The organism is Chryseobacterium sp. 22532, assembly GCF_052044665.1.
GTDB lineage: Bacteria > Bacteroidota > Bacteroidia > Flavobacteriales > Weeksellaceae > Chryseobacterium > Chryseobacterium lathyri.
On the sequence record NZ_JBQENJ010000004.1, the window covers coordinates 440389 to 452730 of the forward strand.

A 12342-nucleotide genomic window follows, 5' to 3' on the forward strand; every position below is an offset into this window, starting at 1 on the left:
GTCCTCCTGTACCGGACGTCTCTGTGGGCCCCTGTTGTTAAATCTTTGTGCTATTGTATTATAATTTTATTGGTTAATTACTAATTTTAATTGAAACATTTAAAATTAAAAAGATGAATTTTTTATTTCAATTCCTTATTCTTTAAATGTTCTTAGATTGCTGCCTCTTTTTTAAAGTAAGAAACAAAATCTTCCATATTCATGACTCCAAGATCACCTTCACCACGTCTTCTTACAGAAATTGTGCCGTCATTCTCCTCATTTTCACCTACAACCAACATGAACGGAATCTTTTTCAACTCTGCATCACGGATCTTTTTCCCTGTTTTCTCATTTCTGTCATCAATCAGACCGCTAATATCGTGATTTTCCAAAAATTGTGAAACTTTTTTTGCATAATCTACATATTTTTCACTGATCGGGAGAATAATGAACTGATCAGGGCTTAGCCATAACGGGAAATCACCTGCAGTATTCTCTAAAAGGATTGCGATAAAACGTTCCATAGAACCGAATGGTGCTCTGTGAATCATCACCGGTCTGTGCTTCTCATTATCGTTTCCGATGTAGTGAAGATCAAATCTTTCCGGTAAATTATAATCCACCTGAATGGTTCCCAGCTGCCATTTTCTTCCTAAGGCATCTTTTACCATGAAATCCAGCTTTGGACCGTAGAAGGCAGCTTCTCCGTATTCCACAATGGTTTTTAATCCTTTTTTCTCAGCTGCATTGATGATTGCGTTTTCGGCCTTTTCCCAATTTTCATCAGAACCGATATATTTTTCTCTGTTATCAGGATCTCTTAAAGACACCTGAGTTACAAAATCTTCAAAACCTAATGATTTGAACACATAAAGTGTTAAATCAATTACTTTTTCAAACTCTTCTGAAAGCTGATCCGGAGTACAGAAAAGGTGGGCATCATCCTGAGTAAATCCACGAACTCTTGTCAACCCGTGAAGCTCTCCACTTTGCTCATATCTGTAAACAGTCCCGAATTCTGCATATCTCTTCGGAAGATCCCTGTAGCTCCATTGCGAAGTTTTGTAGATCTCACAGTGGTGAGGGCAGTTCATAGGCTTCAGCATGAATTCTTCTCCTTCATTCGGAGTTTTAATCGGCTGGAAGCTGTCTGCACCATATTTATCCCAGTGTCCGGAAGTCACATACAATTCTTTTGACCCGATATGTGGTGACATGACGAACTCATAACCTCCTTTTTTCTGAGCATCAGAAAGGAAATTCTCTAATTTTCTTCTTAAAGCAGTCCCTTTTGGTAACCATAACGGAAGACCTGCACCCACTTTTTCAGAGAATGCAAAAATGCCCAGTTCCTTACCCAGTTTTCTGTGGTCTCTTCTCTTGGCTTCTTCCAGTTTTTCAAGATACTCAGTAAGCTCTTTCTGTTTAGGGAAAGAAATACCATAAACTCTTGTTAATTGAGGATTTTTTTCATTTCCTCTCCAGTAAGCTCCCGCTGCATTTAAAATCTTAACCGCTTTTACAATACTTGTATTGGGAATATGTCCTCCACGACATAGATCTGTGAAATCATCGTGTGTTACAAAAGTGATTTCTCCGTCATTAAGATTCGTAATAAGCTCAACTTTGTAAGGATTATCTGCATATGTTTTTAATGCTTCCTCTTTGGAAACAGGATATAAAGAGAATGTGGAACCTTTCTTGGCATTTTCCAAAACTTTCTTTTCAATCTTCTCGAAATCCTTTTCAGATAAGCTCTCGTCCCCGAAATCCACATCATAATAGAATCCGCTTTCAATGGCAGGTCCTATGGTTAGCTTAGCATTAGGATAAAATTCAAGGATAGCCTGCGCCAGAAGGTGGGCAGAAGAATGCCAGAACGCTTTCTTTCCAAGATCATCATTCCAGGTTAACAATTGTACCGTTGAATCCGTGGTTATAGGTGTGGTCGTTTCTACTTGTTTGCCGTTTACAACTGCGGAGATGGTATTTCTAGCCAATCCCTCGCTTATAGATTTTGCCACATCTAAAGGAGTAACTTCTCCTTCGAATTCTTTGACACTATTGTCTGGAAGTGTAATTTTTATCATTGTTTACTAAGAAATTTTAAGATGCAAAAATACGCATTTTTTAAATAATATGCTATTTTTAAAGTATATTTGAATTAAGAATTACTATTGAATCTTCAAATTTAGATCCGTTATTTTAAATGTATCTATCCCCAATCTGAATTTTTCATAAAGAAATACACTGACATTATCGTTATTTTGTAGTAACAATGCTGTGATAATGAGGTTTTTGTGCTGTAAATTCTATGATAATTCAAAGAAAAAGAAACGATAATATGTACGATGATATGAAAAACTTTAATATTGACCTGCACTGTGATTTATTATACTATTTATTAAAAGCGGGCTCCACAATTGATGACAGAGAGTTGGGATGCTCACTCCCGTATCTAAAAGAAGGGAATGTAAAACTCCAGGTTATGGCAATATATGCATCAACAGATGCAAACAGTACCGTTGAGGGTGTAAAACAGAGTGAAATATTTTCAGACCTTTTAAAGGATGAAAACTTCTTCCTGTTTGAAAACGGGAATTATAAAAATACTGAAAACAAAGATAGAGTAGGTATTATAGCTTCCATTGAAAATGCATCTGCTTTTTGCGGAGAAGATGATACTCTGGAAGCAGGGTTTAAAAATCTGGAAACCATCATCGAAAACACACAAAAAATTCTTTACCTGGGAATTACCCACCACACTGAAAACCGTTTTGGGGGAGGGAACAACTCTGAAGCCGGCTTGAAGGATGACGGAAAAGTCCTGATCGACTATATTGCAGACCGGAGAATTGCTATTGATCTTTCCCACACAAGTGATCAGCTGGCATATGATATTCTTAATTATGTAGACCAAAAAAATTATAACATTCCTATTTTAGCAAGCCACTCCAATTACAGGAATATTCAGAACAAAAAAAGAAATCTTCCGGATGAACTGGCGAAAGAAATTATTAAAAGGAAAGGGCTGATAGGGCTCAACCTTATCCGTGAATGGCTTGATGAAAAGAATCCGGAGAGATTATATGAACATATTCGACATGGGCTTGATCTGGGAGGAGAGGATGCCATTGCCTATGGTGCAGATTTTTTCTACGACAAAGGGCATCCGGATAAATCCCGCTATCCCTTTTTCTTTGAAGGCTATGATAATGCATCATTATTTAACACCACCAACAGCAGAATTGAAAAAGATTTTTCCACAGAGATAATGGAAAAGATCAGTCATAAAAATGCATTGGACTTTATAGAAAGATTTAAGTTTTAGTCTGGTGGCTTCGGCTCTTCATCCATCAGATACTGTTAAAAAAAACGAAAACCCTGTAGTTGGTTGAAATTATCGGAGCCATCTGCAGGATTTTTAACTCTTTCTCTTATATCTTACTTTCTGCTTGATAATCTCTATCACATCCACGTTTTTCACCTTAGATTTTACCCAGCCATGGATATCAATATAGAACAGTGATCTCCTGTAATATTCATTTTTAGAAAATCCATCAAGCACTTCATCAAAAGCATCAAAAGCTTTATGATGTTGATCTAATACCAGACTGTTAATGTTTTTAAAAAACTGAATGCTTTCAAAATGAAATGCTTCCGGTTTCTTCATTTTTCGGGCAAACTTAAGGGTAGAATTGATGAATTCATCATAATCTTCATCATTCCCGGATTCATATTTCGCCATTAGAATCAGGATTCTTGTGTGGAATAGAAGATCTTCCTGAACATTACCCTTACACTCAACAACCTTCATGGAATATTCGATGGATTTTTTAAACTTTTTGCTTCCGAAAAACATGGCTGCCATTTTCAGATAAAGGATCATAAAATGATGCTCGTCAATTTTTTCCCGAAGTCTTTCCATCTTCAGTTCAATCTCAGGGATAAGTTTTGTCCCTGTGAAAAATTCACCTTTTACAAAATGAATGTTCATTAAAGTATTGTAATGGGTAAGAAAGATCAGTGCCTGCAGATTTTCATTCTGAGCAAAATTCTGTGAATTGACCATCGTATTGAAATGCTCAAAATGCTCCTCCAGGATATCAATATTTCCATAAAGGAACAGAATTTTCAGCAGGTAAGTGTTTCCTTTAATATACCACACCGGATGGCTGATGATCATCTCTGGTTTCTTGTGGAAGAGATCTACCCACTGATAGGCATATTTCAGGGTATATTTATAATCCTGCAGCAACTGGTTTTTCCACACATGAGCTTTGAAATACCAAAGCTTTTCTGTGAAATTCAGGTGATCTAGTTTAATTTTCTTAATCTGATCATTGAACAGATTCAATACTTTTTCCCGGTCTGTATCATTTTTCACATAGCCATACGTAAGCATTTCACTGTATAATTTCAGCGACAGATTAGAAAGCTCTGTTGCATAATGATTCTGTTTGCTGATTTCTGTAGATTGCTTAATCAGTTCATCGGCACGCCCCTCAATGCTTCGGGTAATAAATTGTGATTCAATGACTTTTTCAAGATTGATGATTTCAGACGCAATGCTTTTTTCATCCAGTTCCAGGGCAGACTGTTTGGTCTTATCCAGTATTTTCAAAGCCTGTTTATAAAGTCCTTTTTGATATAAAATATTTGCAAAATCAAGCTGTTCACGAAGCTGTATCCTGTAGTTCTGATGACTGGGATTCATTCGTAGGCTTACGAGGATCTGCTTATAAAGATGGGCTTTCAGATTGGAAAGCTGCTGTTTGGTAGAAATTTTTTTCTCAATGATGATCTGCTCATCATATTCCTTCATCTTATCCAGTTCCGAAAAAAGGAGCAGAAATTTGGCATCAACATTAATTCCGAGGCGATTCACATACAGCCTGAACTGTCGTTTTTCAGAAGTGGTTAATGACTTAATCAGTACAAACAAAAAATCTTTCTGCAATTCTGCCATTGTAAATTTATAAAATGTAATAAATTGATTATTAAGTAAATGTAGTTATTTTTCCGGCTGTTGAATATTGTAATTTTCAGTCAAGGTGAAAATGTAAAAATATTGTAAGCAGTAGTTTTGATCAAAATTAAGTAAAAAACTTCATTATGAATTCCGAAAAAATCGAAATTTTTGATACAACGCTGAGGGATGGGGAGCAGGTTCCCGGATGTAAACTGAACACAAAACAAAAACTGATTATAGCAGAAAGGCTCGATAAGCTAGGAATTGATGTAATAGAAGCCGGTTTCCCGATTTCAAGCCCCGGAGATTTTGAATCTGTTTCTGAAATTTCAAAACTGGTAAAAAATGCCAAAGTCTGCGGACTGACAAGAGCTAATAAAAAAGATATTGATACGGCTGCTGAGGCATTAAAGTATGCAAAGAGGCCTCGTATTCATACAGGAATCGGAACTTCTGATTCTCATATTAAATATAAATTCAATTCAACACGTGAGGATATTCTGGAGCGGGCAGCAGAAGCCGTAAAATATGCCAAAAGCTATGTAGAAGATGTAGAATTTTATGCGGAAGATGCAGGAAGAACCGATAATGCCTACCTGGCAAGAGTCTGCGAAGAAGTAATTAAAGCCGGAGCCACCGTTTTGAATATCCCGGATACAACAGGTTATTGCCTTCCCGAAGAATATGGTCGGAAAATAAAATACCTGAAAGAAAATGTAAAAGGTATTGAAAAAGCAATTCTGTCGTGCCATTGCCATAATGATTTAGGTCTTGCTACAGCTAATTCCATTGCAGGGGCCATCAATGGAGCACGCCAGATCGAATGTACGATAAACGGTTTGGGAGAACGGGCTGGAAACACAGCATTGGAAGAAGTGGTCATGATTTTAAAACAACATAAGGACTTAAATTTTCATACAGATATCAATTCAACAATGCTTAATGAAATGAGTTTGATGGTTTCAGATCTGATGGGAATGCCAGTACAGCCTAATAAAGCTATCGTAGGAGCCAATGCTTTTGCACACAGTTCAGGCATTCATCAGGATGGAGTCATTAAAAACCGTGAAACCTATGAAATTATTGATCCAGCAGAAGTAGGCGTCAATGCTTCATCTATTATTCTTACAGCGAGAAGCGGACGTTCTGCATTAGCATACAGATTTAAGCATATCGGTTATGATATCACCAAAAATGAACTTGACTTTTTGTATCAGGAATTTTTAAAAATTGCGGACCGAAAGAAAGAAGTTAAAAATGACGATCTGTACATGATCATGGAAACATGCAGCCGGAAAATAGGATAATATTGATTTAAAATCAACGAGAATTGAATATGGACAACAATAAAAAGACACTTTTTGACAAAGTTTGGGATGCTCACGTAATAGAAACGATTCCCGACGGCCCTCAAATCATTTATATAGATAAACACCTTATCCATGAGGTAACCAGCCCTCAGGCTTTTGCAGAACTTGAAGCCAGAAATCTTGAAATTTTCAGACCAAAGCAGATCGTAGCTACGGCAGATCACAATGTTCCGACCCTTAATCAGGAACAGCCTATTCGGGATGAACTGTCCAGAAATCAGGTAGAACAGCTGACGGAAAACTGCAAAAAAAACAATATCGAATTATTCGGATTGGGACATCAGTATCAGGGAATCGTACACATCATTGCTCCCGAATTGGGAATTACCCAGCCGGGAATGAGTATTGTATGCGGCGATAGTCATACCTCTACACACGGCGCTTTTGGCGCTATAGCTTTCGGGATTGGAACCAGCCAGGTTGCTCAGGTCTTTGCCAGTCAGTGCTTGCTGCTCAATAAACCGAAGTCAATGAGGATGACAGTCAATGGAAAACTTAATGATAATGTTCAGGCAAAAGATGTCATCCTTTATATTATTTCCAAAATCGGAACTGATGGTGGAACAGGATATTTCTGTGAATATGCCGGAAATGTTTTTGAAGAAATGTCCATGGAAGGAAGAATGACTGTCTGCAATATGAGTATTGAGATGGGAGCACGAGGAGGAATGATCGCACCGGATCAAACCACTTTCGATTATGTAAAAGGAAAAACATTTGCGCCTAAAGGAGAAGAATGGAAAGATAAACTGGCCTATTGGAAAACTTTAAAAACGGATGAAGGCGCTGTTTTTGATAAAGAGCTGACATTCGATGCTTCGGATATTTTCCCAATGATTACTTACGGAACCAACCCGGGAATGGGAATTTCAGTACACGAAGTCATTCCGGTTCCTCAGACTGAATCTGAAGAAAAAGCCTTAAAATACATGGGATTAAAGGCTGGCCAGGAAATTTCCGGCATTAAAGTACATTATGTATTTATCGGAAGCTGTACCAATGCACGGATAGAAGATTTCCGCTCTGCAGCACAGTATATCAAAGGAAAAAGTAAGTCCGAAAATGTAAAGGCCTTAATTGTTCCGGGTTCTCAACAGGTTGTAAAGCAGATCCATGAAGAAGGATTGGATAAGATTTTCAATGATGCTGGATTCCAGATCCGTCAACCTGGATGTTCTGCCTGTCTGGCAATGAATGATGATAAAATTCCTGAGGGAGAATACTGTGTCTCAACCTCAAACAGGAATTTTGAAGGCAGACAGGGACAAGGCGCGAGAACAATTCTTGCCAGTCCGCTTACTGCAGCAAAAGCAGCGATAGAAGGTAAAATTTCTGCTTTTGAAAATTTAAACTAAATCCATTAAAAAGTACATGCAAAAATTAGTTGTTTTAAAATCCCGTGCAGTACCGCTGCCGGCAGAAAATATAGATACAGACCAAATTATTCCGGCAAGATTTCTTAAAAGCATTGACAGAAAAGGTTTTGGAGAGAACCTGTTCAGAGACTGGAGATTCAATATTCATACAGGAGAACCGAATCCGGATTTTGTTTTAAACAATCCTAAATTCAGTGGTGAAATTCTTGTTGCGGGAAATAATTTCGGCTGTGGAAGCAGCCGTGAACACGCGGCCTGGTCTTTGACAGATTATGGCTTCAAAGTAATCATATCAAGCTATTTTGCTGATATCTTTAAAGGAAATGCCCTGAACAACGGACTTCTCCCTGTGAAAGTTTCTGAAGAATTTTTAAAAGAAATTCTGGAAGGAATCCAGGAAAATCCTGATAATGAAATTGCCATTGATGTGGAATTACAATCGGTAAGCTTTAAGGATACAACCGAAACTTTTGAGCTTGATTCCTATAAAAAAATATGCCTGCTGAACGGCTATGATGATATTGATTTTTTAATCAGCAAAAAGCAGGCTATAGAACAATTTGAACTAAAAACACAAAAGTATGAGCAACAGTTATTTTAAAATAGTAGTTCTTCCCGGCGACGGGATTGGGCCGGAAGTGGTCAGTGAAAGTATTAAAGTATTGGATGCTGTGGCTGAAGTCTTTAAATGCCGGTTCCAGTTTTCCTATGGATTAATGGGTGCTGAAGCCATTTTTAAAACTGGTGATCCACTTCCAGAAGAAACATTAAAGATTTGCAAAGATTCGGATGCTGTTCTGTTTGGAGCGATTGGAGATCCGGTTTTTGATAACAATCCTGAAGCAAAGGTACGACCTGAGCAGGGACTATTGAAGCTCCGTAAAGAACTGGGATTGTATGCTAACATCAGACCTCTGAAAACTTATCCTTCACTGATTGATAAGAGTCCTTTGAAAAGAGAGATTATCGAGGGAACGGATATCCAGATCTTCAGGGAGCTTGTGAGTGGTATTTATTTCGGTGAAAAATTTACAGATCCGGATGGTAAATATGCTTATGATGTCTGTAAATACAGCACGGAAGAGATTGTTCCTATTGCCCATATGGCTTTTAAGGAAGCTGAAAAAAGGAAAAAGAAGCTTACGCTGATCGACAAGGCTAATGTTCTGGATACTTCGAGACTTTGGAGAAAGACCTGCCAGAAAATTGCCACTCAATATCCTGATGTACAGCTGGATTATATATTTGTTGATAATGCGGCTATGCAACTTGTTCTGAACCCCAAACAGTTTGATGTTATCCTGACCGAAAATATGTTCGGAGATATTATTTCTGACGAAGCCAGTGTTATTGGCGGGTCCATCGGGCTTTTGCCATCAGCATCAATAGGTGAAGAGAATGCTTTGTTTGAGCCAATCCATGGCTCTTATCCACAGGCTAAAGGAAAAGGTATTGCTAATCCTGTGGCCTCAATCCTAAGCGCAGCTATGATGCTTGATTATCTTGAACTTCCGGAAGCGGCAGATAAATTAAGAAGGGCAGTAGAGCATGCTATTGAAAACAGGTATGTTACGGTAGACCTTAATGCTGAGCAACATTATTCTACAAGTGAAGTAGGTAGTTTCATTGCAGATTATATTAAGTATTCTGAGAAATCTTATTACAATTTTGAAAATATCAAGATCGGAAAATCTACCATCGTATGATCATTTAAGTCCATATAATAATAGATTAGTAAGAAAGGTTCTGTTCATTTGAGCGGAATCTTTCGTTTTCATCTGCTTAAGATTTACAAGAACATGCTTTTTAAACCACAAAAGTCACAAAAGCTTAGTTGAACACTTTAATTATTTTAAGGTTAATACATTACGCATATGAAGTATACTTAAGTTATATTAAAATCTTTGATTTTAGGTTTATGTGTACTTAATATTTTCAGGATATAAAACTTTGAAACTAAAGTGTTCTAAAGTGTTAAAAAAACAAAAAAACTTTTGTGACTTTTATGGTTTAAAATTTCCAATAAAAAAGATTCCACTCACTTGAGTGGAATCTTTTCGTTTATTTTTTAGTGTTATCCGTTTTTCCCGATTTATTTTTGGAAGATTTCTGAACATCTTCTTTATCAATATCAGGCGGATTGCTTTTTTCGGAGGAAGCAGGAATATTTTGAAAATCCTGATTCTGCTTTTTCGTTTCTGCTGAATTGGCAGATTCCTTTTTTTTGTTGTCTTCTGAATTCATAGCTTTACATTTTTTAGAGTCCTAAAACACCGAGCTTGCCGGTTTCATCTTCTATGGTATAATCCAAAGCTTTTGCCAAAACGAAAATATTATTAAGATTTTCCATTAATTGTTTGCGGCCTTCCGTTCTCAGCTGATTCTCATTAATAGATTTAACCGCAGTTTCTTTAGCCTTCTGGGTCACATTTTTAATGTCTTTTTCAGAGATCCTGTTGAAAAAAGAATCGTCCAGCGATTGGATCTCAACGCTTGGAGTAATTCTTATTTCCGCATCGGGAAGCTCAGTGATAACCAGTTTTTTGTTGATAGAATCTACTTCTATCTTCATTTTATTAAGATCATAAGAAACCTGTGCATTGGTTTTGGTGTAGGTAATAATGCTGTTGTTTGAAACTTCTTTACCAAACACCTCATAGCCCATCTTGGTTTTCTGCATGCTGGACACATTCTGTTCCATGACGACCATTTTGTTCATTTTAGAAATCTGGTTGGTCAGAATATAATAATCCGATTTCTCCGTCTTTTCACCAAGATTAAAACATGATTTAAGCCCGAAAAACAGGATCAGCATAGCGAGAATTCCCGCTGCAAATGATAGGATTACTTTGTAATTTCTCAACACTATTTGTTAAAAATTTCTTTGATTACCGAACTGTCATCTTTTTTCAGAATGTTTACCAGATCTCTTTCAATATATCCGCTGGTAGGCATTTCTATGATTCTTCCGATCTCTTTGCCATATTTTTCTACAATAATAGTAGGGACTTTCTGGATATTATAGCGTACCTCGTCTCCGGTAGGAGATTCTTTCTTGCGGTTAACAGCAATGATCGTCAGTTTGTTATCAGGATATTTCAATTCCTCAAGTATTTTCATCAGTCTTGGGAAATCTCTGTGGCTGTCTTCACACCAGGTCCCCATAAAAACAACAAGAGAATACGAAGTGAGTTTGGCTTTTCTAAGTTCACCGATTGCCTTTTGGTCAATGGCATATTCGTCATGCTCTTTCACATACCAGTCTGCATACGGAGCCTTTAAGAACTGCTCTTTGAACTGATTTCCCAAAAGCATTTTGCCATCGTTCTGAGTTTCTACTTCACGGTTCATCACTACTTTCTGGGCACTGAACTGCTGGGAAGCCAAAACAAGACATGAAACGGCAACAATATTGGTAATAAATTTTTTCATATTATTTTTCGATAATTGTTTTTAAATCTGCAGGGGAGTAGTACTTATTCTTAAGAACTTTATGGTCTGCTTTTCTGTAGACGTTAAATTTCTCTCCTGATTTTTCATAAAAAGATTCTACTTCTTTTTCTTTATAAAATGCTACAGTTTCCTCTGCCTGTTCTGCATTATCGCATGCTTTAGACATATTGGAACGCTGTACTTCGTTGAATAGCTCTACAAATTTATTGCCAAGTCCGAATTCCAGTACAGCTCCGCTTAAAACATATTGAAGATCACACAGGGCATCAGCAATTTCTACGATGTCATTATCAGCAATAGCCTGTTTTAATTCATTTAATTCTTCCTGAAGAAGCTCAACTCTAAGGTTGCATCTTTCCTGAGACGGGATTTGTGGTGTATCTAAAATAGGGGCTTTAAAAGTGGTGTGGAATTCTGCAACTTGGTTCAGACTGTCAATTTTATCCATGAATTTTATTATTTACAGCAAAGATAGAAAACGATTTTGGAAAATGTATAATACCCATTAGATATCTGTTCTGATAAAAGGTTAAATAATCGTTGACTACAAACGTGTTTTCACTAACAATCCACAGTTTAAACTGTGGATTATATTTTTAATTTTGAAATGTATTAATGAAAATTTTTGAACCTTTAATTCTAAACCATTAAGGATGATTAAGCTTTTAAGGATATTAAGATGAGCTTCGCCGTTTTAAGGATTTACTTGAAAAATTCTCTTGATTTTTCTTAACTTTTCTTAATGGTTTAAGAATATAAACAGCTATTCCAGTTCTTCATATTTCCAGATACCGGAAATGTTTAAAAGTGTTAATCCCGGCTGCCATTCCCCGTAACTGAATACGCAGATATATTTTGATTGACAAAATCTGCAGTCTGTTCCAAAATATAGGGTAGGTAAATCACTTACCGTTAACTCTCCAAGATATAATATTCTACGGGAAGTTTCAGTAACGATTTTGTTTTCTAATAATTCATTTCTGGATAAAACTTTATCTTCATTGTAAATCTCAAAAATCGGGAATCCGGATTTATAAGGAAATATTTCAATTGAATTTTCCTGACCACAATCACAACATGTAAATTTTGTTTCAGCAGCCGGAACTGTTTCATCATTGCTGAAATGATTTTTTTCAATAGCCGCCTGCCTGATAAGTTTTATTTTTTTTGATATTGAATACATCTGAGT

Annotated in this window: 12 protein-coding genes; 5 read left to right on the forward strand and 7 right to left on the reverse strand. The window is 36.8% G+C overall.

From position 1 onward, the window contains the following. Positions 1–152: 152 nt before the first annotated feature. Positions 153–2072, reverse strand: coding sequence for a threonine--tRNA ligase (gene thrS, locus ACTJIV_RS13350; RefSeq protein WP_111953290.1), 1920 nt, complete (start codon positions 2070–2072; stop codon positions 153–155). Positions 2073–2296: 224 nt separating this feature from the next. Between thrS and ACTJIV_RS13355 the strand changes: the two genes are divergently transcribed. Beyond that, positions 2297–3313, forward strand: coding sequence for a dipeptidase (locus ACTJIV_RS13355; RefSeq protein ID WP_440628029.1), 1017 nt, complete (start codon positions 2297–2299; stop codon positions 3311–3313). A gap of 93 nt (positions 3314–3406) precedes the next feature. Here ACTJIV_RS13355 and ACTJIV_RS13360 read toward each other — a convergent pair whose 3' ends face one another. After that, a complete protein-coding gene (locus tag ACTJIV_RS13360; protein ID WP_440628031.1) occupies positions 3407–4951 on the reverse strand; it encodes a hypothetical protein in 1545 nt (514 codons plus the stop codon). Between the two features lie 146 nt (positions 4952–5097). Between ACTJIV_RS13360 and ACTJIV_RS13365 the strand changes: the two genes are divergently transcribed. From ACTJIV_RS13365 to leuB, 4 genes are read left to right on the forward strand one after another with little or no spacing between them, the layout of a single operon-like run. Beyond that, positions 5098–6261, forward strand: a complete 1164-nt coding sequence (locus tag ACTJIV_RS13365) for a 2-isopropylmalate synthase (RefSeq protein WP_440628033.1) — start codon at positions 5098–5100, stop codon at positions 6259–6261. Positions 6262–6290: 29 nt separating this feature from the next. Further along, a complete protein-coding gene (gene leuC / locus ACTJIV_RS13370) occupies positions 6291–7679 on the forward strand; it encodes a 3-isopropylmalate dehydratase large subunit (RefSeq protein WP_440628035.1) in 1389 nt (462 codons plus the stop codon). Positions 7680–7695: 16 nt separating this feature from the next. Then, positions 7696–8301 carry a 3-isopropylmalate dehydratase small subunit gene (leuD, locus tag ACTJIV_RS13375; protein ID WP_223559533.1) on the forward strand — a complete coding sequence of 202 codons (606 nt, stop codon included), beginning with the start codon at positions 7696–7698 and terminating at the stop codon, positions 8299–8301. Continuing rightward, positions 8282–9406 (forward strand): 3-isopropylmalate dehydrogenase, encoded by a 1125-nt coding sequence (gene leuB, locus ACTJIV_RS13380; protein WP_440628037.1) that lies wholly within the window; start codon positions 8282–8284, stop codon positions 9404–9406. The genes leuD and leuB overlap by 20 nt, the downstream gene beginning before the upstream one ends. A gap of 355 nt (positions 9407–9761) precedes the next feature. Here leuB and ACTJIV_RS13385 read toward each other — a convergent pair whose 3' ends face one another. From ACTJIV_RS13385 to ACTJIV_RS13405, 5 genes are all read right to left on the reverse strand, one after another. Further along, positions 9762–9944 carry a hypothetical protein gene (locus ACTJIV_RS13385; RefSeq protein ID WP_034730159.1) on the reverse strand — a complete coding sequence of 61 codons (183 nt, stop codon included), beginning with the start codon at positions 9942–9944 and terminating at the stop codon, positions 9762–9764. 13 nt (positions 9945–9957) lie between these two features. Continuing rightward, a complete protein-coding gene (locus ACTJIV_RS13390) occupies positions 9958–10563 on the reverse strand; it encodes a DUF4230 domain-containing protein (protein WP_440628039.1) in 606 nt (201 codons plus the stop codon). A gap of 2 nt (positions 10564–10565) precedes the next feature. Further along, the gene (locus ACTJIV_RS13395) at positions 10566–11132 is read right to left on the reverse strand and encodes a TlpA family protein disulfide reductase (protein WP_223559529.1); all 567 of its coding nucleotides are present in this window, start codon (positions 11130–11132) and stop codon (positions 10566–10568) included. A gap of 1 nt (position 11133) precedes the next feature. Then, the gene (locus ACTJIV_RS13400; RefSeq protein WP_073063272.1) at positions 11134–11601 is read right to left on the reverse strand and encodes a nucleoside triphosphate pyrophosphohydrolase family protein; all 468 of its coding nucleotides are present in this window, start codon (positions 11599–11601) and stop codon (positions 11134–11136) included. Between the two features lie 315 nt (positions 11602–11916). After that, a complete protein-coding gene (locus ACTJIV_RS13405) occupies positions 11917–12336 on the reverse strand; it encodes a hypothetical protein (protein WP_440628042.1) in 420 nt (139 codons plus the stop codon). Positions 12337–12342 lie beyond the last annotated feature (6 nt).